Source organism: Sorangium sp. So ce834, from assembly GCF_051521425.1.
Taxonomy (GTDB): Bacteria; Myxococcota_A; Polyangia; order Polyangiales; family Polyangiaceae; genus Sorangium; species Sorangium cellulosum_D.
In genome coordinates, this window is the sequence record NZ_CP150351.1 from 4,904,475 (window position 1) to 4,930,498 (window position 26,024).

The 26,024-nt window shown below is 73.2% G+C and carries 17 protein-coding genes; 9 read left to right on the plus strand and 8 right to left on the minus strand.

Features of this window, described 5'->3' with window-relative positions:
* The first annotated feature begins 558 nt into the window (after positions 1 to 558).
* From WMF20_RS17790 to WMF20_RS17800, 3 genes are all read left to right on the plus strand, one after another.
* On the plus strand, positions 559 to 1,059 hold the full coding sequence (locus tag WMF20_RS17790) for a hypothetical protein (RefSeq protein ID WP_129575480.1): 501 nt from the start codon (positions 559 to 561) through the stop codon (positions 1,057 to 1,059).
* A 952-nt stretch (positions 1,060 to 2,011) separates the two neighbouring features.
* Positions 2,012 to 2,575, plus strand: a complete 564-nt coding sequence (locus tag WMF20_RS17795) for a hypothetical protein (protein WP_437615147.1) — start codon at positions 2,012 to 2,014, stop codon at positions 2,573 to 2,575.
* A gap of 54 nt (positions 2,576 to 2,629) precedes the next feature.
* Positions 2,630 to 3,544, plus strand: coding sequence for an isoaspartyl peptidase/L-asparaginase (locus tag WMF20_RS17800; protein ID WP_437617137.1), 915 nt, complete (start codon positions 2,630 to 2,632; stop codon positions 3,542 to 3,544).
* A gap of 280 nt (positions 3,545 to 3,824) precedes the next feature.
* On the opposite strand, the gene WMF20_RS17805 is transcribed toward WMF20_RS17800, so the two are convergent.
* Both WMF20_RS17805 and WMF20_RS17810 read right to left on the minus strand, forming a co-directional pair.
* Positions 3,825 to 7,004, minus strand: coding sequence for a Kelch repeat-containing protein (locus WMF20_RS17805; protein WP_437615149.1), 3,180 nt, complete (start codon positions 7,002 to 7,004; stop codon positions 3,825 to 3,827).
* A gap of 47 nt (positions 7,005 to 7,051) precedes the next feature.
* Positions 7,052 to 8,923, minus strand: coding sequence for a PEGA domain-containing protein (locus WMF20_RS17810; RefSeq protein ID WP_437615151.1), 1,872 nt, complete (start codon positions 8,921 to 8,923; stop codon positions 7,052 to 7,054).
* Positions 8,924 to 9,150: 227 nt separating this feature from the next.
* On the opposite strand from WMF20_RS17810, the gene aroA reads away from it, so the two are divergent.
* Positions 9,151 to 10,434, plus strand: coding sequence for a 3-phosphoshikimate 1-carboxyvinyltransferase (gene aroA, locus WMF20_RS17815; RefSeq protein ID WP_437615153.1), 1,284 nt, complete (start codon positions 9,151 to 9,153; stop codon positions 10,432 to 10,434).
* Positions 10,435 to 10,493: 59 nt separating this feature from the next.
* Here aroA and WMF20_RS17820 read toward each other — a convergent pair whose 3' ends face one another.
* From WMF20_RS17820 to WMF20_RS17835, 4 genes are all read right to left on the minus strand, one after another.
* On the minus strand, positions 10,494 to 11,906 hold the full coding sequence (locus tag WMF20_RS17820) for a hypothetical protein (RefSeq protein WP_437615155.1): 1,413 nt from the start codon (positions 11,904 to 11,906) through the stop codon (positions 10,494 to 10,496).
* Positions 11,900 to 12,505: a hypothetical protein gene (locus WMF20_RS17825; protein WP_437615157.1), complete on the minus strand. Its 606-nt coding sequence runs from the start codon at positions 12,503 to 12,505 to the stop codon at positions 11,900 to 11,902. The genes WMF20_RS17820 and WMF20_RS17825 overlap by 7 nt, the downstream gene beginning before the upstream one ends.
* A gap of 494 nt (positions 12,506 to 12,999) precedes the next feature.
* Entirely contained in the window at positions 13,000 to 13,944 is a 945-nt protein-coding gene (locus WMF20_RS17830) for a hypothetical protein (RefSeq protein WP_437615159.1), read from the minus strand.
* Positions 13,945 to 13,981: 37 nt separating this feature from the next.
* The gene (locus tag WMF20_RS17835) at positions 13,982 to 14,695 is read right to left on the minus strand and encodes an alpha/beta hydrolase (RefSeq protein WP_437615161.1); all 714 of its coding nucleotides are present in this window, start codon (positions 14,693 to 14,695) and stop codon (positions 13,982 to 13,984) included.
* 296 nt (positions 14,696 to 14,991) lie between these two features.
* On the opposite strand from WMF20_RS17835, the gene WMF20_RS17840 reads away from it, so the two are divergent.
* The 4 genes from WMF20_RS17840 to WMF20_RS17855 all read left to right on the plus strand — a co-directional run bounded on the left by WMF20_RS17840 (position 14,992) and on the right by WMF20_RS17855 (position 20,380).
* On the plus strand, positions 14,992 to 15,822 hold the full coding sequence (locus WMF20_RS17840; RefSeq protein ID WP_437615163.1) for an NADPH-dependent oxidoreductase: 831 nt from the start codon (positions 14,992 to 14,994) through the stop codon (positions 15,820 to 15,822).
* A 272-nt stretch (positions 15,823 to 16,094) separates the two neighbouring features.
* Positions 16,095 to 17,756, plus strand: a complete 1,662-nt coding sequence (locus WMF20_RS17845; protein WP_437615165.1) for an FAD-binding protein — start codon at positions 16,095 to 16,097, stop codon at positions 17,754 to 17,756.
* Positions 17,753 to 18,088 carry a 4Fe-4S dicluster domain-containing protein gene (locus WMF20_RS17850; protein ID WP_437615167.1) on the plus strand — a complete coding sequence of 112 codons (336 nt, stop codon included), beginning with the start codon at positions 17,753 to 17,755 and terminating at the stop codon, positions 18,086 to 18,088. The genes WMF20_RS17845 and WMF20_RS17850 overlap by 4 nt, the downstream gene beginning before the upstream one ends.
* 252 nt (positions 18,089 to 18,340) lie before the next feature.
* Positions 18,341 to 20,380, plus strand: a complete 2,040-nt coding sequence (locus WMF20_RS17855; RefSeq protein WP_437615169.1) for a rhamnogalacturonan lyase — start codon at positions 18,341 to 18,343, stop codon at positions 20,378 to 20,380.
* 43 nt (positions 20,381 to 20,423) lie between these two features.
* Here the strand turns inward: WMF20_RS17855 and WMF20_RS17860 are convergent, their stop codons facing one another.
* Together WMF20_RS17860 and WMF20_RS17865 are read right to left on the minus strand one after the other, a co-directional pair.
* Positions 20,424 to 21,578 (minus strand): hypothetical protein, encoded by a 1,155-nt coding sequence (locus WMF20_RS17860; protein ID WP_437615171.1) that lies wholly within the window; start codon positions 21,576 to 21,578, stop codon positions 20,424 to 20,426.
* Between the two features lie 83 nt (positions 21,579 to 21,661).
* Positions 21,662 to 22,738, minus strand: coding sequence for an AraC family transcriptional regulator ligand-binding domain-containing protein (locus WMF20_RS17865; RefSeq protein WP_437615173.1), 1,077 nt, complete (start codon positions 22,736 to 22,738; stop codon positions 21,662 to 21,664).
* 305 nt (positions 22,739 to 23,043) lie between these two features.
* Between WMF20_RS17865 and WMF20_RS17870 the strand changes: the two genes are divergently transcribed.
* Positions 23,044 to 26,022 (plus strand): LamG-like jellyroll fold domain-containing protein, encoded by a 2,979-nt coding sequence (locus WMF20_RS17870; RefSeq protein ID WP_437615175.1) that lies wholly within the window; start codon positions 23,044 to 23,046, stop codon positions 26,020 to 26,022.
* Positions 26,023 to 26,024 lie beyond the last annotated feature (2 nt).

Below are 26,024 nucleotides of genomic sequence, written 5' to 3' on the forward strand. Positions count from 1 at the left end.
GAGGTGACGTGGGGGCGCGCCGGCGGGCCCCTGCGCCGGCCTGCCGCGGCAGCGCGCCCGGCGGCGAGCGCTGCTGCCGCCGCCCCGACCCGCCGCTGCGGGCCAGAGCCCGTCGGCCGGGGCGACGCCGTAGGTGCAGAACGCACCCCGTCCCGGACGGGCTCCACGGGGGAGGCGGGCGCCACCTTAGCCGAAATCCAAGGAGTGTGGCGTTCTCGTTGTGGGGACCGTGGACGCGGCGGAAAGCGCAGGAAACCGACGGGAAGCATGGGAAGCGCGAGAAGCTTGGGCGGCGAACGGAACAGATCGGAAGCGACGGAAGGCGACGGAAGGCGACGGAAGGCGGCGGAAGGTGACAGAAGGCGACGGGAGAGGACGGAAGGGGAGACGAACGGAGACGGAAGGCAACGGAAGGAGACGGAAGGCGACGGGAGAGGACGGAAGCGCCGAGCGCACCCAAGGGCCGCGTGTGACCTGGGCGGAGCCTTGTCGGTTCGACGTGCTGCGCAATTGAGCGGGCTTCCTCCGCCGAGCGGAGCTCGTGTATCGTCTCCCTTCGTGTCGAACGACAGTTTCTCTTCCGCTTCTTCGGGGGGCTCCGAGCGAGAGGGGGCTCGTGGCCCGTACGGCTTCCTCGTCCGGGTCGACGGTGCGCCGCCGCTCTGGTGCCGGGAGGTGCGGGGCTTCCACCGCGCCGCCGTGGCCGCGGCCGATCCCGAAGCGATGCCCCCCGCACAGCTCGTGCTCGTCGGCCTCGACGAGGCGACGCGCGCGTGGCTCGCGTCGTGGGCCGAGGACAGCGAGCGCGTGCGGCGCACGATGACGATCCGCAGGCTGCTCGACGACCGGGAAGCCACCGCGGTCGTGACGCTGGCGTCCTACGGCTACGGCGTCGAGACGGCGCTCGCCGTCGAGTCGGTCGTGGTGCCGGCGGGCGAGGGGCCGGCGGCCATCCTGCGCAGCGGCGTGCACACGAAGGAAGAGATCGATGCGATGCTCGCGGTCCTCGCCACGGCGCTGCCCGAGGCCGAGGAGCCGAGCTGGTTCGTGCACGTGTAGCCGGCGCGCGCAAGCGCCGACGAGCGCCAGCGGAGCTCGCCGCGCCGAGGTCCGCCGCGGCCGTGCTCGCCGCGGTTCCGCTCCGCGGCCGCGGACACGCTCCGTCGGAGGCGCTCCCGTCCTCGGGCGCGCTGCGCCCGTTGCGCGCCGCGCATGCCGCCGAGCGCGCGTCGTCCCGTCGGGCCGCTTCGAGCGCGGCGCGCTGCGTGCGTGCGCGCGCGGCAGGGTGCGTGCGCGGCAGGGCGGAGCGCGGGAGGGCGGAGCGCGGGAGGGCGGGAATGCATGGAAGCGAGTTGCTTTCGATGTTTCGGTGCGTGAGCCCCTTGCTCGCCTGAACAGCGGTGATAGGCTGGTCCTCGGCCTCGGACGGAGCATCAGCTCCAGGATGGTCCTGCCGTGGAGCACCACGGTGCTGAGGTCGACACCAGATCGGCGGGCTCTCCGCTGATCCGCAATCGAACACCCTTGCCATGCCGGACGATCTCTTTCGATCCGGCGCGGGGTGCCGGCACGCCGGAGGAGGGATGGACACCATGCACAGTACCAGTGGCTCTTCTATACCGGAGGCTGGGAACAGCTGACCCTCGTGGAGCGTGACGCAGGGCCATCGGGGCCTTGCGAGACGCCTCCGCGCTCGGCCAGGTCCGGTGCCTAACAACCTGTTGACCGCCATCGCGACCTCCGCGAGGCCGGCAGAGAGGGAATCGGGGAAGACTCAGGTCTTCCGGGAACGATTCTCACCGGTGCTCCGGGGTCGATCGCTCGTCGCGATGGGACAGGGGAGGCGCCGCACAGGCGGGATCAAGCGGGGTCCAGACGGCCTCCGGTAGAGGCCCACGGGACGGGTCGGGTGCAAACGAAGCACCCGACCCGTTTTTTCTTTCCATCGCCCGCGAGCTTGCCCGCGAGCGCCTTTTTTGCCTGCGCCGCGTCCGTCTGGTACGCGGCGGCGATGCGGATGCTGCTGCTCGCGTCGCTCTTGTCGGTGCTGCCTGGGCTCCCGGCGTGCGTCGAGGCCTTCGGCGACCAGGCGGCGTCTGGTCCGGGGACCGCGCTCGGCACGTTCCACGTGGTCGGGACGCAGACGGGAAACACGTGCGGGGAAGGGGCGCTCGGGGCGACGCGCCTGTGGGAGTTCGATGTCGAGCTCGCGCGCGGCGACGGCGCGCTGTTCTGGGACAACGGCGCCAGCGTCATCGAGGGCGTCCTCGGCGAGGACCAGGTGAGCTTCTCGATCGAGGGGCGCGTGGTCGTGGACATGCGCGCCGGCGACGGGCCGCCGGGGCCGCCGTGCTCCGTCGAGCGGCGCGACCGGGCGCACGGGGAGCTCGGCGACGCGGGCGACGACGTCGCGCGGTTCAAGGCGAGGCTGTCCTATACGTTCGCGCCCACGGCGGGATCGCGCTGCGAGGATCTCGTGGCCGGCGAGCTCAGCGTCGCGCCGGTGTTCGCGGCGCTGCCGTGCGGGATGGACTACGAGCTTGCCGCCAAGAGGAGCGGGCCCCCGCTCGAGTGAGCGGGGTGGGCGTGGACCTCGGGGCGCGCGCCGCGGTAGGGTGCCGCGAGCGTGATGCACGTCATCCATCAACTGGGCGGGCGCGGGGGGCAGCGCTGCATCGTGGTCCACGGCGGCGCGGGCGACGTCGCCCCCGAGCGGCGGCCGCTGCACGCGGCGGGGTGTCTCCTCGCCGCGCGCGCGGGGGCGCGCGTGCTGGCCGAGGGCGGGAGCGCGCTCGACGCGGTCGAGCGCGCGGTGCGCGTCCTCGAGGACGATCCGCTCTTCAACGCGGGCAGGGGGGCGGTCCTCAACGAGGAGGGCCACGTCGAGCTCGACGCGTCGATCATGGAGGGCCGCGGTCTGCGCGCCGGCGCGGTCTGCGCGCTGTCGGATTTCGCCGAGCCGATCGCGATCGCGCGCGCGGCGCTGGAGGACGGCCGGCACGTGCTCTACGCCGCGCACGGCGCCGCGAAGTTCGCGCGGATGAAGGGGTTCGTGCCCGTGGGCGAGGCGGCGCTCATCACCGAGGCCGCGCGGGAGGCGCTCGCCGCGGCCCAGCAGGGCGCGCGCCGCGCGACCTCCTGGGCGGGGAGCACGGTCGGCGCGGTCGCGCGGGACGCGAGCGGGCTCACCGCCTCGGCGACGAGCACCGGCGGCACGGCGAACAAGCGGGTCGGGCGGGTCGGAGACTCGCCGCTCATCGGGGCCGGGACGTACGCAGACGACGAGGCCGGCGCGGTGTCGACGACCGGCTACGGCGAGGGGATGATCCGGCTGGTGACCGCGCACTCCGCCGTGGAGCGGATGCGCGCTGGCAGCAGCGCCGTCGACGCGGCGAGGGAGATCATCGCGCACCTGGCCGCGCGGCTCGACGTGACGGGGGGCGTCATCGCCGTCGACCGGAACGGGCGGTTCGGGCTGGCGCGATCGACGGCGACGATGTCGTGGGCGGCGGCGGGGGATTGGGGGGAGGAAAGCGGTGTGTGAGGTGGCTTTATAAGGGCTCTCTGCTCAATCTAGACTTGAGTGGTTTCAGCCGGGGCTGATCCGCCGTCCTTCGTCAATCGACCTTCGTCCTTCGTCTTCCGTCCTTCGTGCGCGTGCGCGATTCGCCGAAGTCCGCGCGCACGCGCACGCGCACGAAGGACGAGCACGGGAGACGAGAGATGAGGGACGAGAGACGAGAGACGAGAGACGAGAGACGAGAGACGAGGGACGAGGGACGAGAGACGAGGGACCGGCCTCCGGCGCAGCGTCGCCGAGGCCGTCACCTGCGGCGCCGGCGCAGCGCCGCGGAGGCGGCGGCGAGCGTCAGCAGGCCGAGCTCCGCCGGCACGCGGCCCGCCGGCTCCGCGGCCGTCGCGATGGCGAGGTGGCAGCCGCCCTTGTCGAGATAGCTGGTGCTCTGCGGCGGCAGGACGCACTCTCCGCCGGCGTCGCAGACGAAGCCGTCAGCACAATCGTGGACCGACCGGCAGGGCTTCGTTTGCTCCCCGGTCTGCGGCGAGCAGGCGAAGGGCAGGTAGTCGGGGTGCAGCGACGTGCAGACGCCGTCGGCGGAGGCGCCCCGGAGCGCCGAGCACGCCTCGCAGAGATAGACGTCGCAGACCCGTTCGCAGCAGACGCCGTCGGTGCAGTGGCCGCTGTGGCACTCGACGTCCGCCGCGCAGGGGCTGCCGTCCGGCATCGGGCGGAAGACGGAGACGCTGTCGAGCACGCCTTCATCGAGGCCGCCAGCCACGAGGACCCGGCCATCGTTCAGCCGCGTGGCGGTGTGCCAGTACCGTCCTATGGGCAGCGGCTCGAGACGGACCCACGTCCCGGAGGACGGGTCGAACACCTCGACGGGCTGCAGCGCAGAGCCCTGCATGTCGGCGCCGCCCACGACGAGCACCCGCCCGTCCGACAGCAGCGTGGCGGTGTGCGCGATGCGGCCGGCGTGCATGGCCCCGAGCGGCCTCCACCTGCCGGAGTCCGGGATGAACACCTCGGCGCTGTCGAGCGCGCCCGCCGCGTCGACTCCGCCGGCGACGAGGACCCGGCCGTCCTTCAGCCGCGTCGCCGTGTGCCGCGCACGCGCAGCCATCATGGGCCCGAGGGGCAGCCACGCGCCTGTGGCCGGGTCGAACACCTCGGCGCCGTGGAGCACTCCCTCAGGGCCAGACCCGCCGGCGACGAGCACCTGCCCGTTCGGCAGCAGCGTCGCCGTGTGCGCATATCGCGGCTCGCGCATGGGCGCTACGAGCACCCACCTCTCTGAAGCCGGGTCGAACAGCTCGGCGCTGTCCAGAATCCTTCCCTCATCGCGGCCGCCGGCGACGAGCACCTTGCCATCGTCCAGCAGCGTCGCCGTATGCTGGTCCCTTGCGGTGTGCATGGGGCCGACGACGCGCCATGTGCCGGAGTCCGGGTCGAACAGCTCGGCGTGGCTCAGCGACCGCGTCTCGCCCAATGATGCGTCGAGGTCCTCATCACCGCCGGCGACGAGCACCCGCCCGTCCTGCAGCAACGTCGCCGTGTGCGAGCCCCGGGCCTGGCGCATGAGGCCGACGACGCGCCATGTGCCGGAGTCCGGGTCGAGCACCTCGGCGCTGTCGAGGAACCGTCCACGGCTCGCCCCGCCACCGATGGCGTCTCCGCCGGCGACGAGCACCCGCCCGTCCGGCAGCAGCGTCGCCGTATGCGAGTACCGGGCCGTGCGCAAGGGGTCGAGGGACCGCCACAGGCCGGCGTCCGGGTCGAGCAGCTCGGCGTCGTCGATCGCTGCACGCAAGGAGCCGTCGGCATCGCGCTCCGAGCCGCCGGCGACGAGCACCTGCCCATCCGACAGCAGCGTCGCGGTGTGCTCGGCCCGGGACCGCTGCATGGACTGGAGCGATAGCCACTTGCCCGCCCCCGGGTCGAACACCTCGGCCCCGTCGAGCGAGCCTCCGGGACCGCCGCCGCCGGTCACGAGCACCCGCCCGTCCGGCAGCAGCGTCGCGGCATGATCGCGCCGGGCGGCGGCCATGCTCCTGACGGCGAGCCATGTCCTCGACGTCGGGTCGAACAGCTCGGCGCCGTTGAGCGCGCCGTCAGGACCCACACCCCCGGCGATGAGGACCCGCCCGTTCGGCAGCAGCGTTGCCGTGTGGGCTGCGCGGGCGGTGAGCATGGGAGGCAGCGCGGACCACGCGCCCACGGCCGGGTCGAACAGCTCGGCGCTGTCGAGCGCGCCGTCAGGACCCACACCCCCGGCGACGAGGACCCGTCCGTCCGGCAGCAGCGTCGCCGTGGGGCCCGTGCGGGCGGCGAGCATGGGAGGCAGCGCGGACCACGCGCCAGATTCCGGGTCGAACAGCTCGGCGCTGTCGAGCGCGCCGTCAGGACCCTCGCCGCCGGCGACGAGGACCCGCCCACCCTGCAGCAGCGTCGCCGTGTGATCGGCGCGGGCAGCGCTCATGGGTTTTCCGGTGGACCATCGGCCTCCCTGGCCGGAGGCCGGGTCAAACACCCCGGTGCTGTCGAGCGCGCCCACACCGGCGTGGCCGCCGACGACGAGGACCCGCCCGTCCGGCAACAGCGTGGCCGTGTGATTGGCGCGTGTGGTGTTCGTCGAGCCGTGGATCGACCATCGGCCGGAGGTCGGGTCGAAGATCTCGGCGCTGTCGCTCGCGTCCACGAGACGATAGCCGCCGCCGACGACGAGGACCCGCCCGTCCGGCAGCAGCGTGGCCGTGTGCCTGTAGTGGGGGGCGCTCATCTTCCCGCCGAGCCTCCACCGCGGATCCACCAGCACGGTCTCGCCCTCGGCCTCCACCCACAGCTCGATCCGCTCCCCCCGCGCGGTGAGCCGCGCGCCGACGGGCCTCCCCCCCGCCGCGTAGGCCTCGGGCGCCGTCACGCGGATCTGCGTCGCGCCGCGCGCGTCTGCCAGCTCCACGGCCTCGCCGTCCTGGCGCAGCGCGGCCCCGTCGACCTGCCAGGAGGCCACGGGCGCATCGCGCCGCACCGCGCGCGGCTCGAGCAGCAGCCACTCCTCGTAGCCGTCTTCGAGGGCGGTCCAGAACGACGCTCCGCCCGCCCGCGAATAGGTCACCGCGCCTTCCGCGAGCTCGCCGGCGCCCGTGGCGCCGAGCTCCCTCACCAGCGCCTCGGAGCCGTCCGACAGGGGGAAACGGACGACGCCGTCGCCGCCCCGCGGGAACCGGGAGCGCGGCCCGCCCTCACCGGCGCGGCCGGCGGGCACGTCGAGCGCGCGCGGGGCCTCGAACCCGTCGTCCGCCAGGGCGAAGGCAAAGGGGCCTCGAAGGATGGCGTCGGCCTGCTCGGGGAACTGCCGCCTGAGGAAGCGCGCGTCCATCGGATCGGCCACCTCGCTGCAGCCGAGCAACAGGGCCAGCGTCACGATCCAGAAGAACGCCAGCGTCCACAGGCCAGGTCGCCGCGTCGAACCAGCAATGGGCATATCGAATCCCTCTGTCCTTGTCTGCAGGGCCCGCACGAGCGCCCCTGTCAGTGGAATTCGTAACGGGCGCCGATCCCGGGCGCGACCGCGATGAGCACGGGGCCGGCGAGCCTCTCGACTAGAAACGCGCCGCGGCCGTCCTCCCCCGCGGGCACGGCCTGCCCCGCGTCCCACGCGGGCCGCTCCACGTCGACGAGCACGGGAACGGCGATGCCCGCGGTCAGCTGGAGCTGCCGGCCGATCGGCAGGCCGATCCGCACCTCGGGGGTCACGTGGAAGAAGAGCGCCGGGTGCTTCTGGGCGAAGAGGTCGAGCTCGTACATCGTCCCGCCGCTCGCCCGGAACGCGCCGTTCGTGCGCTCGTCGACGAGCGCGCCGGTCATGGTCCCGACGCCGAGGCGGAAGTGCAGCGGGAGGCGCTCGCTCAGCGGCAGCGCGAAGCTGATCCAGCCACCGATGAGCGCGCTGCGCAGCGCCAGCCGATCGTCGACCGTGCCCCGATTGGGCGGCAGGCCGATCGGGATCACCTCCGTGGCGCGGCCGTCGAGGCGCTGCGACAGCGCGAGGTAGCCGGCGCTGACGCCGAACCCGAACCCATCGCCGACCTCGTAACCCGCGTGGAGCACGGCGGAGCTGCCGATCCCGAGCGCCGCCTCGCAGGCGCCGATGCACGTGCCCGCGACCTCGCCGCCGAAGCTGGGCGCGAGCACGGCGCCCGTCACGACCTCGACGACGAACCGCGTCGGGCGCGCGGGCCGGCGCCAGAAGGGCGAGCTCGGGTCGCGATCCAGCGTCACGCTCGCGACCTCGGTCTGGTCGCGCGCGAGGACCACGCGGCGCGACTCCGCCAGGAACCCGGGCGCGGCGACCTCCACCCGGTGCGCGCCCGCGCGCAGCCGCCCTTCCCAGACGCCGCGGCCCACGGTCACGCCGTCGATCGCCACGCTGGCGTTCACCGGCACTGGCTCGACGCGCAGCGATGCGGCGAGCTCCTCGGCCGAGAGCGTCAGCGGCACGGTCTCGTCGGCCTCGACGTCGACCTGCACCGGCGGCGAGCCGAGGCGGCCCGCGCCGCGCAGCGCCACCGTGTGCTCGCCGGGCGCGAGCAGCCCCTCCCAGGGCGCCATGGCCATGACGCTGCCGTCCACCACGACCTCGAGCGGCCGGCCCTCCCTCTCCATCACCCGCAGGCGCCCCATGCGCGCGAGCGGCCGGAGCCGCGCCCTCACGCGAACGAGCCGGTCGCCCGCGACCTCGATGCGCTGCTCGAACGGCTCGAACCCCTCCTTGAACACGCGCACCCAGTGGCTGCCGGAGGTGAGCCGGAGCGGCCCGGGGAGCGGGGCTTCCCCGCGATGCCGCCCGTCGATCGCGATGAGCGCGCCCGGCTCGGCCCCGTCGACCTCGAGGATGCCGACCAGCTGGCGCAGCTCGTCGAGCTGGAGCTGCGCCGCCTCCTTCGCGGCGGCGGGCAGCCGGTGGCTGAAGCTACGCAGCAGCTCCTCGAACATCTCCAGCGCCTCGTCGTGGCGCCCGAGCTGCTTCAGGCACACCGCGGCGCCGGAGGTCGCGGCCCAGCTGGCGTAGAGCTGTCGTGCGGCGAGGTACTCGGCGAGCGCCCGGGACCACTCGCGCCGCTCGTAAAACGCCCGGGCCTTCACGAAGCGGTCGACCGCCATCTCCCGCGCCGATGGGACGGCGGGCGGCGCCGGCTCTGCCGCGGGCGGCGCCGGCTCTGCCGCGGGCGGCGCCGGCTCTGCCGCGGGCGGCGCCGGCTCTGCCGCGAGCGGCGTCGGCTCGGCGGGCGCGGCGATCGCCGCGTTCGCCACGGCGAGCAGGAGCCCCGCCGCGACGAGACAGCGGCGACGAGCGCGGACGTGGCGTTCGGGCTGGGCCCGGCGAGGAAGAAAGAGCGGCATCGCGGCAAGGATTCGGTTCGTGTCGTCCCGTCGAGCGAACGGCGAGGGGTGGTCGTGACGACCGGGATCTTCCTGCTGCGATGCGCGCCTGAGCAACGGCGTTCAGCGCAGCGGAGCGTCGGCGATCTGCGCGGCGCGCGGCGGGGAACGGGACGGCCGTGCTGCCGCACGTAGCCAGCGCTGCCGCGAAGATCTAGTCTGCCGCCCCCATGATCCCTGCCGGTCCCTTGCCCATCCTACCGCTCTCCTCGCCGCCGGAGCTGACTTGGCGCGTCCCCGGGTCGAAGAGCATCACGAACCGCGCGCTCGTGCTGGCGGCGCTGGCCGACGGCGAGAGCACGCTCGAAGGGGTGCTCCACAGCGACGACACGCGCCACATGCGGTCCGCCCTGGAAGCGATGGGGATCGGGATCCAGGACGCCGGGCCGCAGACGCTGGTCGTGCAGGGGGGGCGGCACCGGCTGCGCGCGCCGGAGCGCGAGCTGTTCATCGGGAACAGCGGGACCACGGTGCGCTTCCTGGCCGCGCTCGCGTGCCTCGTGCCCGGCGAGGTGGTGCTGGTCGGCGACGAGCACATGGCCAAGCGGCCGATCGCCGATCTGGTCGACGGCCTGCGGCAGCTCGGGGCGGACGTGGAGTGCGCGACCGGGTGCCCGCCGCTCCGGATCCGGGGCGGCCGGCTGAAGGGCGGCACCTTGACGATGCGCGGGGACCGCTCCAGCCAGTACTTCTCGGCGGTGATGATGGCCGGGCCCTTCGCCGAGTCCGCCATCGATCTGCGCATCGCCGGCGAGCTGGTGAGCCGCCCCTATGTCGAGATCACGCGCCGCATGGTCGCGGATTTCGGCGGCCTCATCGACGAGGCCGCGGGCGCTTTCACCATCCATCCCGCGAGCGGATACCGCCCGAGGAGGTACCCGATCGAGCCCGACGCGTCGTCCGCGAGCTACCCGTTCGCGCTCGCCGCGGCCGCCGGCGGCGCCATCACCGTGCCCGGCCTCGGCGAGGGGGCGCTCCAAGGGGATTACCGGTTCGTCGAGCTCCTGGAGCAGGCCGGCGCGCGCGTGAGCAAGCAAGCGGACGCCACCACGGTGCGCAGCGACGGGCGCCTGCGCGGCATCGACGTCGACATGCACCACATCTCGGACACGGTGATGACCCTGGCGGCCATCGCGCCGCTCTTCGAGGGGCCGACGACGATCCGGAACGTGGCGAACATCCGGATCAAGGAGACGGACCGCCTCGCCGCGACGGTCGCGGAGCTCCGCCGCCTGGGGCAGGAGGTGAGCCACGGCGACGACTGGCTCCGCATCGAGCCGCGCCCCCTGACCCCCGCCGTGGTGCACAGCTACAGCGACCACCGCATGGCGATGAGCTTCGCGATCCTGGGGCTGTGCCGGCCCGGGATCACGATCGAGAACCCGGCCTGCGTCGCGAAGACGTATCCGACGTTCTGGGAGGACGTCGAGCGGTGCCGCGCCGCGATCGGCGGCGCGGCGCCGCGGGGGTGACCGCGGGCGGCGACGATCTGGCGGCTCGTCCTGCCGCCGCGGTGCTCGACCTCATCGTCCTACTGGCACTCGTTCAGGTGGCACCGGCCGCTGCAGCACTGGGTGTCGAGCGTGCACGCCGTCAGGCGGTCCTGGCAGCAGCGCCCGGAGATGCAGCTCATCGGGGCGGGGCAGTCGAAGCTGCCGTCGCAGGGCCCGCCCGGCGCGACCACGCAGGAGCCGCCCTTGCACTCGAAGCCGTCGCAGCAGTCCGCCCCCTCGTCGCACGCACCGCTGCGCGAGCAGCAGCGCCCGCTGGCCCCGCACTCGAGGCCGTAGCAGCACGGGCGCGCGGCATCGCAGGCCGCCTGCGCGCCGCCGCAGCACTGGCCGAGGTAACAGGTCCCGTCGCAGCACTCGTCGCCGAACACGCAGCTCGTCCCGATGGCCCCGCAAGGGCCGCAGCCGGTCTCCCGGTGGCAGACGAGCCCCGAGCAGCAGTCGTCCTTGCGAGAGCAGTCCTTGCCCTCGGCGGCGCAACACGCCTCGTCCGCGCAGACGCCGCCGCAGCAATCGCTGGCCACCGCGCAGACGTGCCCCGAGCGGAAGCACGCGTCCGGCTCGCACGTCCCGTTCCGGCAGGCCCAGCCGTCGCAGCAGTCGTCGGCGCGCTGGCAGGCGCCGCCCGTCTGGTGGCAGGCGCAGATCCCGTCGAAGCAGCCCCCGGTGCAGCAGTCGTCCGGGCGCGCGCAGCTCTCCCCCGGTGCCTTGCAGGCGCAGCGCTCGTCGACGCAGTCGAGCGCGCCGCAGCAGTCGCCGGCCGCGCTGCAGGAAAAGCCGACATCGGCGCAAGCGCGGCAGCTGCCCTCCGCGCACTCGAGCCCGGCGCAGCAGGGCGCCTCGTCGGAGCACCCTTGCTCCCGCTGGCGGCAGGCTTGGACGCACGTGGCGGAGTTGCAGACCAGGCCGTTGCAGCAGGCCACCCCGTCGCGGCAGCTCTCTCCCTGCGCCGCGCAGCTCGAGCTGCAGGTGCCGAACGACGAGCTCCCGTCGCTCGACGGCAGGCAGGTCAGGCCCTCGCAGCAAGCGCCGTCGTCGCTGCACGGCTCGTCGGCGCGGTTGCAGCGCGGCTCGCCGCAGCGGCCCGCCTCGCACGCGAGCCCGTCGCAGCAGTCGCCGTCGCGGGCGCACTCGGCGCCCGCCGCGCGACACCCCGGCCGGCAATGGCCGGACTCGCAGCGCGCGCCCGAGCAGCAGGCGGCGTCCGTGTGGCAGGCCATGCCGGCGGGCGCGCACGCGCAGCTGCCCGCGATGCAACCGAACGAGCAGCAGTCGCCGTGCTCGCTGCAGGTGTCTCCCTGGCGCCCGCAGTCCGGGGCTGGCTCCCAGCGCGCGCTGCACCCGAGGGGCCCCCAGGCCACCGCCGCGAGGCCCGCGCAGAGCAGCGCGCCGAGCCACCCGAGCGCGAAGCCATCCGCGCCTCGCCTCACCATTGGTACCCTCCCATGAAGGCCATCTCGTAGGCCGTATCCGCGTTTTCCTGTCCGGAGAAGAGGAGCCCGAACGGCTGGCCGCGGAGCACCCAGCCCGACGGGAAGCGGTACTCGAGGTGCCCGGACAGCCGCCCGATCACCGCGCTCGCGTGCGTCCACTCGCCGGGCTGAAATGGCATGTCGGGCATCCTCACCCATGCGAACGAGGGCCCCATCCCGAGCCCGCCGCCGGCCGCGAGGCGGCCCTGCTCGGTGGAGAAGATCGCGGCGTCGATCTCGGCGGTCGCGAGGAGCGCGAGCTCGTGGATCTCCAGCTCTCCTTCTGGCATCAGCCCGCCGAGGTCCGGGAGGGACACCGAATCGTACGAATACATCGACGCGAGGTACCCGCGCAGCGCGATGACGTTCGTCAACGGCAGCTGCCAGCCGACATCGAGGCGAACCCCGAGCACCGCGGCGCGGATCCAGGCCAAGCCAGCGAGCGCGCGCGGGCCGCTTGTGGCCGGGAGCTTCGGCGCGGACAGGATGGCAGGCGCCGCCTCGACCTGCGGCGGGCCGCTCGCGCCGCCGGGGGCGGGGACGGAGTGCGCGCCGTGCATGGGCGCCACGGGCTGTGCGCGGGCCGCCGCTGGCCATAGCGACAGCGCCGCGAGCGCGAGCGCGCCCAGCGGAGCGGAAAAGCGTGCGGAGGATACGGGCGTCGTGAAGGTCATCCCGAGCGGCGCGGCACCCTAGTCGAAAGAGGAATCGAATGGAGCGATGCGCAGGATTCCGGCGGGCCTTGCAATGGATCGAGCGGTGCTTTCGCTCGGCGGAGTGGGGGATGGCGAGCGACGAATGGATGGCGGAGGGTTGACGGATGGTTGACCGATCATTCCGTCTTCCGTCTGTCGTCTGCCCTCTGTCGTCTTCCGTCTTCCGTGCTCGTCCTTCGTGCGCGTGCGCGATTCCACGGCGTCAGCGCGCACGCGCATGGAGAGGGGAGACGGCAGAGGGGAGACGGCAGAGGGGGAGACGGCAGAGGGGGAGACGGCAGAGGGGGAGACGGCAGAGGGGGAGACGGCAGCCAGCAGCTCTTCTCGCCCCGCGCCGGTCACCCGCCGGCGCCAGCCTCCCCCGGCGGCGCCGGCTCCTTGTGAAACATCCCCGCGAGGATCCGCTCCGCCGCGTCGGCCAGGATGTCGCGCGACAGCCGGGTCTCCTCGCCGAAGAACCGCGTCGCCACCCCCGCGTCGAGCGCGTGCGTCGCGAGGAGCGCGAACGCCTCCGCCTCGTCGAACGTCGCCTCGGCGGTCAGCACGCGCTTTCCCGGTCGGAGATCCTCCTGGTCGAAGCGGCCCTGCCAGGTCTCGCCCAGCGTGATCGAGAAGTACTGCGCGGCCACGTTCCCCGGGCGGGCCATGTGCGAGACCGCGACCACGGCCCGGAGTCGCTCGCGCTCGTCCGGGGTCATGTCGCGCTTCCAGGCCTCGACCGTGGCGTGCATCGTCTCGATCTGGTCGCGCGCCGCGTCCTCGGCGTTGAGGAGGACATCCGGCGTCTGCGCGCGGGTGAAGGCGGACAGCGCCTCGGGCACGACACCGCCCGCCGCGCTCGCCTCGTCGAGGAGCGCGAGCGACGCGCCCAGGATCCGGCGCTGGCGGGCGAGCTGCTCCGGGGTGAAGCCGCGGCCGTCGAGGTCGGCCGCGGCCGCGGCGATGCGCTGTCGGAGCTCGGCCAGCCGGCCCGGCGCCGCGCCGTCGAGCGCGCCGCGCCGGCCCGAGAGCAGCGCATGAACCGCGAGCGGAGCGTGCGCGACCACCTTGAGCTCGTGGTAGCGCCGGGTGCGCGCCGGGCCCTCGAACCGCCGGCCGCCGCGCCGCAGGATGAGGCTGTCGTCGATCTGGGCGATGATCGGCTCGATGCCGGCGAGGACCGCCTCCCGGCGCGCGGCGTACGCGTCGAGGAAGGCCTGGTTGAGGGCGCCGAGCGGATCGGTGGGGGCCAACGCGGCGCTCACCTCCCGCGGCGCCCCGGCGGAGGACGCGCGCTCGACCATGGGCGCGAGCTCCATAGCACGCGCGCCCGAGCCCGCGTCAGGGGAGCGGCCGCGCGTTCGCGTCGAGCCAGTCGAGCGCCTCATCCATCACCCGCTCGGCCTCCGGCATCTCCCCGTGGCGCGCGCCGGGCATCTCCCGATAGATCGCCGGGATCCGCGCCGCCATGAGGCCGCCCGCGCCCTCCTTCATGCGGTACTTCGCGTCGAGCTCGCCGCTGATCATCACCGCCCCCCGGATGCCCCGGAGGCGCGCGGCGGTGGGCGTCGTGGGCGCGCCGATCAGCACGAGCCGCGAGTATCGCTCCGGCCAGCGCTCCGCGAGCCGCTCCGCGATGTACGCCCCCTGCGAGTAACCGATGACCACGAGATCCTCGGCCTCGCCGCCGCACGCCGCGAGCGCGCTCCGGATGCGTCGCTCCTGCTCCTCGGGGTCGGGCGAGTACTTGCTGAACGGGCCGTCGCCGCAAGGCACGTCGCCCTGGAGCCCGAGCACCCCGCCGTGCTCGCGCGCCGCCCCCTGCATGGCCTGCACGTAGCCGAGCCCGTGCCCGCACATGCCGTGGAGGAACACCATCCGCGGGCACGCGCCGCCGCGCCCGGTGACCACGAACGCCGGCAGATCGCCGGGCACGGCCATCTCGGTCGCCACGAGCGGCGGATCCGCCGGCTCCGGCGCGGCCACCGCCGCCGGCTCCGCCGGGCGCTCCTCCGCGAGCGCACGCTCCTCCTTGCCACACCCCGCCGCAAGCACGGCGAGGCTCAACCTTGCTAGAGCTACAGCGGAATTTTTCATAAATCTGGCGTGGTGCCAGGGCCGGCCGACCGCAAGCGGCCCACCGCGAAGCGGTTGACATGTCTGTTGAAGCGGAATAATCATCCGTTTTATCGGATGAGCTCGGCTGACCCGAGGCCATGAGCGTCGCGCCTGGCGCGCCGCGCCGCTGGGCTCGCCGGCAGCCCCTGGGGCGCCGCCGGCTCGAGGCCCGGATTCTCCTCGCGGGCCGCAGCGCGCCTTCAGCGACCGACGGGACAGGAGGAGCACGATCGATGAGCAACCGCGCCCTGGAGCATTTTGGCGAGCGATACGGCGGCGAGGGGACGGCGCCCCGCTTCGCGCAGTGGAACGAGGTGATCGAGAGCCTGCTCGGGCACCGCTCGGTGCGCCGGTATCTCCCGAAGCCGCTCCCGGAGGGCGCGCTCGAGCTCCTCGTGGCGGCCGCGCAGTCGGCGCCGAGCTCCTCGAACCTGCAGCTCTGGAGCGTGCTCTCGGTGCAGGACGCCGAGCGGCGGCGGCGCCTCGCGGAGCTCGCCGGCGGCCAGGCGCACGTGCGCGACTGCGGGCTGTTCCTGGTCTGGCTCGCCGATCTGCGGCGGCTCGGCGATCTCGCCGAGCACCGCGGCGTCGGCCACGAGGGGCTCGACTATCTCGAGATGTTCGTGATGGCCGTGGTCGACGCGGCGCTCGCCGCCCAGAACGCGCTCGTCGCGGCCGAGTCGATCGGCCTCGGCACGGTCTACATCGGCGCGCTGCGGAACCACCCGGAGGCGGTCGCGGCCGAGCTCGGGCTGCCCGACCAGGTGTTCGCGACCTTCGGCCTGTGCGTCGGCTGGCCCGACCCGGCGGCCCCGGCGAGCATCAAGCCGCGGCTCCCGCAGGAGGTCGTCCTGCACCACGAGCAGTACGGCGCGTTCGAGCGAAAGGTCGGCGCCATCGACGGCTACGACCAGCTCATGGAGCGCTTCTACGCCAGGGAGCGCATGGGCGTGCAGGGCAGCTGGAGCCGCCACTCGGCCGCGCGCGTCGCGTCGGCCCAGGCGCTGCGCGGGCGCGACCGGCTGCGCGCGGCCCTCTCGGCGATGGGGTTCCGGCTGCAGTAGCCCGGGCGCCGGGCCGTCGCGCGCCCGCGCGCGGCGCGCCGGTGCGCGCGGAGCAGCACCCGAGCAGCAGCCCCTGGTGCGCCGCCAGCAACGAGAGGGCGCCACCCGCGAGATCGCGGCGGAAAAACGGGCCGTGGCATGTCGGCTGCAATCCAAAGAGAACGGCCGAGCCTCCGCAAGCGCGGTGGGCCGGGCGCTCGGCGAGCGATGGGCCGGGCGCTCGGCCGAGCGTTCGGCAGAGCAGCTGACCTGAGCAAGGGAGTCGTCCAATCATGAGCGAGGTACGGGAGCCAGAGGGAGAGGTCGGGCGCGTCCTCGACGGGAGCGACACGCTGGCGCTGGAGGCCGACGTCCTGGTGCTGGGCGGCGGTCCCGCCGGGACGTGGGCGGCGCTCGCCGCAGCGGCGCAGGGCGCGCGCGTGGTGCTCGCCGACAAGGGCTATTGCGGCAGCAGCGGCGCCACCGCGCCGTCCGGGGTCGGCGTGTGGTACGTGCCCCCGACCCCCGAGGCGCGCGAGGCCGCCAAGGCCAGCCGGGAAGGGCTCGGCGGCTTCCTCGCCGACCGGGGCTGGATGGACCGCGTGCTCGACCGGACGTGGGCCAGCGTGAACGACCTCGCGACCTGGGGATATCCGTTTCCGGTCGACGACGGCGGGCAGCCCGTCCGCCGCAGCCTGCAAGGGCCCGAGTACATGCGGCTCATGCGCAAGCAGGTGAAGCTCGCGGGCGTCCGCATCCTCGATCACAGCCCCGCGCTCGAGCTCCTGGTCGACGCGGACGGCGTGGTCGCCGGCGCGGCCGGCGTCTGCCGGCAGCTCGGGCAGCGCTGGGTGGTGAAGGCCGGGGCCGTGGTCATCGCCACCGGCGGCTGCGCGTTCCTCAGCAAGGCCCTCGGCACCAACGTGCTCACCGGCGACGGCGGCCTCATGGCCGCCGAGACGGGCGCCGAGATGTCGGGGATGGAGTTCTCGAACGCCTACGCCATCGCCCCGGCCTTCGCGTCGGTCACGAAGACGCTCTTCTACAACTGGGCGACCTTCTATTACGAGGACGGGCGCGTCATCGAGGGCGCCGGCTCGCAGCGCGGCCGCTCCGTGATCGCGCAGACGCTGCTCACGCAGCCGGTCTACGCGCAGCTCGACAAGGCCGACGAGGCGCTGGAGGCCTGGATGCGCAAGGCCCAGCCGAACTTCTTCCTGCCCTTCGACCGCGCCGGCATCGACCCGTTCCGGCAGCGGTTCCCCGTCACGCTGCGGCTCGAGGGCACCGTGCGCGGCACGGGCGGCATCCGCATCACGAGCCACAGCTGCGCCACGTCGACGCCGGGGCTCTACGCCGCCGGGGACGCCGCCACGCGAGAGCTCATCTGCGGCGGGTTCACGGGCGGCGGCAGCCACAACGCCGCGTGGGCCATCTCGTCGGGGCAGTGGGCCGGCGAGGGCGCCGCCGCGTTCGCGCGCAGCCTCGGCCCCCGCGCCGGCCAGCGGGCCGCCCGGGGGGCCGGCCGCGCCGCGCTCCCGGCGGCGGGCGGCACGCGGCAGCTCGACGCGGAGGCGGTGATCCGGTCGGTGCAGGACGAGGTGTTCCCGTACGACAAGAACCTGTTCCGCACCGAGCGGGGGCTCGCGGTCTCGCTCGACCGGCTCGACGCGCTGTGGCGCGACGTGCGGCAGGCCCGGCCGGCGGCGGAGGTGCGCGAGGCGGTGCGGGCGCGCGAGGGCGCGGCCATGGTGGCCACGGCGCGCTGGATGTTCAACGCGGCGCGCGCGCGCACCGAGACGCGCGGGATGCACAAGCACACGGACCATCCGGGGCTCGATCCGGCGCAGCAGCGGCGGCTGATCACCGGCGGGCTCGATCGCGTGTGGGTGCGCCCCGAATCGCCGCCGACGGCATCGGTCAGCCCGGCCGCGGCGGAGGCGCACGCGCCATGATCGAGCTCGTCAGCGATGTCCGGTGCATCGGGTGCGATCTCTGCGTCGAGGTCTGCCCCACCAACGTGTTCGATCGCGTCCCGGGCGGCGCGCCGGTGATCGCCCGGCAGCGCGACTGCCAGACGTGCTTCATGTGCGAGGCCTATTGCCCGGTGGACGCGCTCTACGTGGCGCCGGAGGCCGAGCGACCGGTCCAGGTCGACGAGGAGCAGCTCTCGGCGTCCGGGCTCCTCGGCAGCTACCGGGCCGCGGTCGGGTGGGGGAGCCGGCGCAGGCCGGGCGCCGAGGTCGACCAGACGTTCCGCGTCCTCGAGGCCGCGCGCCGGGGCTGAGGGCTGAGGCCCGCCTCGCCGCCGCGATCTCCTCCCGCGCCGGCCGGGTCGACGAGCCCATCGGCATCGAACGATGTGCTCTCCTGTGGAGCATCAAAATTCCAGTACATCCACAAAATGCACGAACTTCGCGCTGAAGGTGACTGGTTCTGCGCTGGTGTCGCAACCTAGGCGAGCAACCAACTCACCATGCCGCTGATGGCCGGGGGCGAGCCGCCGACCGGAGGAGGAGCGGCAACGCGAGGTACGCCGATGAGGTCCCCTGTTTTCTTGATCTGTTTCTCGCTCGCTTCTGGGCTCGTCGCCTGCGGTTCAGGCGAAACCGGCGCTGGCGGCGACGGCGGCGGCGAACCCGGCACGGGCGGCGGCAACGCGGCCGGCACGGGCTCCGGCGGCGGCGCGACCGGCACGGCCTCCGGCGGCAACGCGACCAGCACGGGCCCCGGCGGCGGTCCTGCGTCGGGCAGCGGCGGCGCGGGCGCCGGCGCCGGCTCGGGAGGCGGCGGGGGCGTGCCCGCGCCGACCGGGTTCGCGCAGATGGAGGACCTCGACCGCGGCGTCGTGGCCGTTCCCACGGACGGCGGCATCTACGTGGGCTTTCGCCTGTTCGGCTACGATCCCGACGACATCGCCTTCAACGTCTACCGGGACGGCACCAAGGTCAACGACGCGCCGATCACGGACTCCACGAACTTCGTGGACCGCGGCGGCTCCCCGAGCTCGGTCTACAGCGTGCGTCCGGTCGTCGGCGGCGTCGAGCAAGGCGAGTCGAAGCCCGTGGCCGTGTGGAAGGATGGATCCCTGTCCATCCCGACGACGCCGCCGCCGGCCGGGGACGGCTACACCTACTCGAGCGGCGACGGCAGCGTGGGAGATCTGGACGGCGACGGGCGATACGAGATCGTCGTCAAGTGGGATCCGTCGAACCTCCAGGACAACTCGAAGGCTGGCCGCACCGGCAAGACCTACCTGGACGCGTACACGCTCGAAGGCAAGCGGCTGTGGCGCATCGATCTCGGCGTGAACATCCGGGCCGGGGCGCACTATTCGCCATTCCTCGTCTACGATCTCGACGGCGACGGGAAGGCGGAGGTGGCGGTCAAGACCGCGCCGGGGACGCGCGACGGCAGGGGCGAGCCGCTCAGCCTGGGGCCCGCGGCCGCCGACGACGACTCCAAGGATTACCGCAACAACGACGGGTACATCCTCACCGGCCCGGAGTATCTCACCGTGTTCTCCGGAGAGACCGGCGCCGAGCTCGCCACGACGGAGTTCAAGGTGGGGCGCGGCGACCCGTGCAGCTGGGGCAACAACGAGTGTTACGGCAACCGGGTCGACCGCTTCGTCGGCACGATCGCGTTCCTCGACGACACCGGCCGGCCGAGCGCGGTGTTCGGCCGGGGCTACTACGCGCGCACCACGCTCTCGGCCTGGAACTACCGCGACGGCGCGCTCACGAACCTCTGGACGTTCGACTCCAGCTCGAGCCGCGAGAACGGGGCGTACGGCGGCAAGGGGGCGCACTCCATCAGCGTGGCGAACGTGGACGACGATCCGCAGCAGGAGATCATCAACGGCGGCGCGACGTTCGACAACGACGGCAAGGGCCTCTGCGCGGTGGACTACTACGCTCACGGCGACGCGCTGCACGTGACGGATCACATCCCGTCGCGCCCCGGCCTCGAGGTGTTCATGCCGTACGAGGGCGGGGACTCGCCCGCGTACGCGATGCGCGACGCCCGCACGTGCGAGGTGATCTGGAAGGGGCCGGGCAACGGCGGCGAGGAGGGCCCCGGCCGGGGCGTGGCGGCGGACATCGATCCGCGGAGCCCCGGGAGCGAGGCGTGGGTCAATAACAGCCAGCTCTTGCGGGGCGCGGACGGAGGCGCCGCCGGCAATCGCCCCTCGTCGTCCAACTTCCTCATCTGGTGGGACGCGGATCTCAGCCGCGAGCTCCTCGACGGCAACAAAGTCCAGCAGTACGACGGCGAGGGCGCGGGCTTCACGGCGAACGGGTGCGCCGCGAACAACGGCACGAAGAGCACCCCGACGCTCAGCGCCGACATCCTGGGCGACTGGCGCGAAGAGGTGATCTTCCGGTGCGGCGACTCGATTCGCATCTTCACGACGAACCAGGTCGCGAAGAACCGGATCCACACGCTGATGCACGATCCGCAGTACCGCGTGGCCATCTCGTGGCAAAACGGCGCCTACAACCAGCCGCCTCACCCGAGCTTCCACATCGGGGAGGGGATGGCCCCGGTGCCGAAGCCGGACATCCACGTCCGCTGACACGCCCCGGGCGCGCGCGGGTCGCGGCGCTCAACGACTCAGCTCAGCAGCGGCCACGGCGCCGCCCCGCGCGGATCGCTGCGGCGAGCGCGAGCCCGACCGCGGAGAGCGCCCAGCCCGATGAGACGCGGCGACCCGTGCTGACCGAGCAACCCTCGATCACGTACTCGCCCACCGGCTCCGCAGGGGCGCCACCGCCGCTGCCGCCCTCGCCCGAGCCATCGGAGCCGCCAGCCCCCGTCTCGATGGATTCGCACAGGCTCAGGTCATCGTCGATGCAGGCGTCGGCGTCCTCCGTGCAGCGCTCCTCCTTGGCGGCGCACCAGATCCGCTCGAAGCCCTCGGGCGGGGCGGCGCACGCGACGATCGCGCGGCGGAGCCTCTCCGCGTCGATCGGGAACACGCCGGCGGTGTCGGCGCCGCCGTGCGGAATGCAGCTGCGCTCCTTCTCGATCGTCGTACCGTCGGCGAGGCTCCTGTACGTGAGCTGGTAGCAGTACTCCGGAGCCGCCACGTCGAAGCCTTCGAACACGTTCCCGCCCCAGACCGTCCTCGAGCTGAGCTCCGTCCCGTTCGGGAGCGAGAAGGTCACGATCTGCACGTACTGACCTATCCCGTGGACCGCCTGCGCAGCGACACGGAGGTCGAGGGCAGCGTAGCGCTCCTCTTCCTCTGCCACGCAGGACTCCTGTGGACCGCAGCTGCCCGGCGCCGCAGCGAGGGTGCAGCAGATCGGCTCCCCGTGCCAGCGCGCGTGCACGGTGACGATGACCTCGACGGGGATGGCGCCTACGTCCATGTCGAGATCGGCGCTCGCCACGAGCTCCCACACCGGAAGGTGCATGTCCTGGTCCGCGGTGGCGACCGTGTACGTGTGACCTTCGATGAGCGGCGCGGCGGGCCGAAAGACGAGCAAGCGCTCGCCAGCGCCGACCGGCTCGAAGGAGAACATCTCCTGAGCGCCGGCGATCACCGCGCCCGCCTCCTTGTCCTTCACCACGAGCACGGGCCCCGTCGGACAGGCCACGCCGCAGTACACCCGGGCCACGATGACCCCGTCGAGCGGCACGGCCGACGGGACGTCCGAGATGTAAATCCCTGGCAGCGGCGTGCAGGCGGAGCTCGGGCTGGAAGCGCCGAAGGCGGTCAAACCGCCGGAGGCGGCGAGAGCCCACGCGGCGAAGCGGCGATGCTGCATGTCGAGTCCTCCCGAGGAGACCCGGGGCGAATGCCCCCTGCCTCTCGCCCGTAGGATACTGCAAGCGAGCTCGCCGCGGAGCCTCAGCGCGGCGGGGCGGCGGGCGCGGCGTCGCGCCGGTAATCGCCGACGGTCTGGCCCGTCCAGCGGCGGAAGGCGCGGACGAAGCTCGGCGTGTCGGCGTATCCGAGCAGGAAGGCCATCTCGCCGACACCGAGCTCGCCCTCGGCGGCGTAGGCGCGGGCGGCCTCGGCCCGCACCTCGTCGACCACGCGCCGGAACGAGGTGCCGCGCGCGGTCAGCTCGCGCTGGAGCGTGCGCGGGCTCGACGACAGGAGCGACGCGACGCGCGGCAAGAGCGCCTCGGAGTGGGTCAGGTTCTCGCGGACGCTGCGGCGCACCCGGGCGAGGAAGTCGTCGGGGCGCTGGGCGCGCTCGTCGAGCATGCGCGTGGCGTGCTGGTCGAGCACCGCGAGCAGGGCGCCGTCGGCGGCCACCTGGGGCAGGGCCATGACGGCCTCGCTGACGACGAGCGCGTTCTCGCCGCTGTCGAAGCAGAGCTCGGCGCCGAACCAGCGCTCGATCTCGCCGACGTCGGGCGGGCGGGGGTGGGCGAGGCGCACGAGGCGGGGCACGACGTGCTGGCCGGTGAACTCGCGCGACTGGCGCAGCATCGCGGTCAGGATGAACTCGTTGCCGTGCCGGCCCTGCGCGAGGGGCTCGCCCTCGATCCACTGGCGCAGGACGACCTCGCCGCCCCGGCGATCGAGCCTGGCGCTCAAGAGCCCGTTGTTGACGAGCGGCAGGTACTTGACGAAGCGGGCCGCCGCCTCGCCCGCGGTGGGGGCCGACGAGGCGCTCAGCTCGAAGACGCCGAGATACCCGCGCGGCAGCGACGTGGCGATGCGAAAGCCGAGAAACGGCTCGCGCGCGGCCTCGGCGCAGGCGTCGATGAGGTCGCGGTAGGCGGCGAGCGGCATCTCGCTCATGCGGTCCTCGAGCGCCGATGGCCCGAGGCCGAAACGCGCGGCGAGCGCGACCGCGTCGGCGCCCGCCCGCTGCGCCCACCAGAGCGCCGGGCGCACGACGAACGAGCGATAGAGGGGCGAGTCGGCGTACGGGGCGGGGCGAGCGGCGGGCCCGGGCGCACCTCGTTTCACGCCCCGATGGTCGCGCCCACCGGGGCATGGCGTCAAATGACAACGCGGTGGCGGCTCATGCCACTGGAAGGCCGGAGGGCCCCGGGCGCACGATAGGCCTACCCGTGGTTGCGCCCAGGTCGGGCCCGAGCTGGCGCCGCGCACGGGCCGCGACGGGGCCGCCGGGCGCGCCGTGGCCGCGCCGAGCGCGGCGGGCGTGGTCATGGCGTGCGGGTCGGCGCCGGGCGCGTTGCGCGCGATCGCCGGGCGGCGCCGGCGCCGGGGCGGGTCTTGATGGTCTCGGGTTCGTATCGAAGGAGGCTGAGATGGTTCGTCGAACAGTCATTCTACCCCGGGTGCTCGCGCTCGCGCTCGCGCTCTTCGCGGCCGCGGCCGCGCCCCGGACCGCCGCGGCGCAGGGCGTGTCGGCGCCCAGGCCGTTCGGGCATTGGAGCTTCGACGCCTGCGCGGGGGGCCAGGTCGTCGATCAGGGCGCGACGCCCAACCACGCCCAGCTCCACGGCACCGTCTCTTGCGGCGACGGGCGCTACGACGACGGAGCCGTCTTCGACGGCGCCCCCGACAGCCGGGTCGAGGTCCCGAACGCCGCGGCCTTCGCCGCGCCCAGGTTCACGGTCGCCGCCTGGGTGAAGCCCTCGGGGCCGGGCGCGATCGTGAACCGCTGGTGGAGCCCCGACGTGTGGGGCCTGTGGTTCCTCGGCGACAGGTTCATGTTCGCCGTGACATTCCCGGGCGGGCAGTGGGGCAACCCGATCTCGGTCACCGCGCCGGCGATGGCGGGCCGGTGGGCGCACGTCACGGGGTCCTACGACGGCAACCGGATCGCGCTCTACGTCGACGGCGTGCTCGCCGCGTGGAAGCCCGCCAGCGGCACGCCGCAGGCGTCGAGCCGGCCCATCGTCATCGGCAACCACCCGTCGTGGGACGCCTTCGAGGGCTCGATCGACGAGGTGCTCTTCTACGACCGCGCCCTCAGCGCCGGCGAGGTCTCCGCCGTCGCGAGCTCGCCCCCGCCGCCGCCGTGGGCGCTGCCCGCGGTCTACGAGGCCGAGGCGCCGTCGAACGGTCTAGCGGGGCTCTACGTCGACGACTTCAGCTGCGGGTCCTGCTCGGGCGGCGCCGTCGTCCGGGGCATCGGCTACGACGCGTCGCTGCGCTTCGAGGGCGTCATGGCCCCTTCCGCCGGGCGCTACCTGCTCGAGGTGGACTGGCTCGGCTACGAGGGCGAAGCGCTGGTGAGCGTCAACGACCGGCCGCCGACGCTCGTGCCCTTCACCGACGGCGATTTCTACGCGCCGACCACGCGGGTGCTGCGCGTCGACCTCGACGCCGGCCCGAACGCCATCGCCTTCTCGAGCTCGGGCCGGCCCGCGCCCGACATCGACCGCCTCCGCCTGACCGAGGGCGCGATCGATCACGTGATCCTCGACGACGTGCCCACGACGGGCGACCCGGTGATCGGGGCCGCCGCCACCCACGAGCACGTCGCCTCCGAGCTCGCCTTCAGCGGCAAGTGGTTCTGGGGCTCGGTCGAGGGCGACGAGGCCGAGGCGATGCAGAGCTGCGACGGCTCGGGCGACACGCACGCCGGCGCCGCCGGCATCTGCGACGTCGGCTTCGCGAACCTCCTGGGCGTCGATACCTGCTGCCACGGCGGCGGGATCGGCGACTGCTATTACAAGCGGACCGACGGCCATACGGGCGACCCCGAGCACGATTACCTCGAGTGGCCCAAGTGGGACACCAACGCCCACCCCCGCTACTGGCACGGCTACCTGCGCCGCGCCCTCGAGGGCGGCCTCAAGCTCATCGTGGCCCAGGCGGTCGAGAACTACCCCCTCTGCTCGCTCGTGCGCAACGGCGTGGGCACCAACCCCTTTCGGCAGGAAGGGTTCGAGTGCGACATGGCCGACTCGCTCCAGAGCATCGTCAGGCAGATCCAGTTCTTGAAGGCGCTCGCCAGCAACCACGCGGACTTCCTCGAGATCGCCTATTCGGCGGCCGACGCCCGCCGCATCATCAGCGAGGGCAAGATGGCGATGGTGATCGGCATCGAGGCCGACTACGCGTGGGCCCCATACGACAGCCCGGTCGACCGCCTCGACTATTACCACGACCTCGGGGCCCGCACGGCCTTCCTCGCGCACTCGCTCAACACGCGCATCGCCGGCACGGCCATCTACGTGCCCCAATTCGCCGCGCAGCAGTCGTTTCTCAACTGCTTCTTGCACAACGTGCAGTGCAAGACCGACCCGAACGACCCCCTCGCGACCGACGCCGAGCACCCCTTCGCCGTCGACCAGAGCAACCAGTTTGGCTGCTCGCCCGCGTACGCGACGAGCTACGAAGAGCTCTGCTCGCTCAAGATAGCCGAGCGCTTCCTCAACGCCGGCGCCTGGGACGGCTTCAAGGTTTACCCGGGCGGCGGCGTCGTGGCCGGGGCCGACGCGACCATCACCTCCGCGCCCGTCACGGTGAACAAGAACGTGCTCGGGCTGACCTACGAGGGGGGGTGGGTCGTCGAGCGCATGATGGACAAGGGCATGCTGCTCGAGATCGGGCACATCTCCGAGCAGGCGATCGAGGACGTGTATGCGCTGTCGTCGGCGCGCTACGGTTACCCGCTCGTCGCGAGCCACGTCTACGCTCGGCGGATCAGCGCCGACGGCAGCGCCGGCTGGGAGGGCAAGCTGGGCGACGACGCCCTGCAGATGATCGCCGAGACCGAGGGCTTCGCGGGCCACTTCACGGGCGGCGACGTCGCGCTCGACTACCCGAGCTCGGGCGTCGAGAACACCTGCGCCCGCTCGACGCGGTCGCTGGCCCAGAGCGTGGCGTACGCGGCCGACCTGGCGGGGAAGCGCGTCGCGTGGGCCGGCGACTTCCAGGGCCTCGGACAGGGGGTCGCCCCGCGGCTCGGATACACCACCGATCGCGACGACTGGTGCAAGGGCAACTCTGTCGAGCAGTGCTCGCAGCGGCCGGGCGACCTGGGCGAATGCGCGAGTTGCCTGGTACAACCCCTGTCGAGCATCGATTCGTGCATTCCGTCGATCGACCCGAACCTGACCCATTACAGCACGCAAGACGAGAAGGACTGGGCGTACTTCCACACCCGCGGCTACGCCCACCACGGGCTCATCGCCCAGCTGCACGACGATCTCGAGGCCGTGGGTCTGCGGCCGGAGTACCTGAGCGCGCTGCGCGATCAGTCGGCCGAGACGTTCATCAGGACGTGGGAAAAATCGGAGTACATCGCCGCGCTGCCGAGGCCGCTGCGCTGACC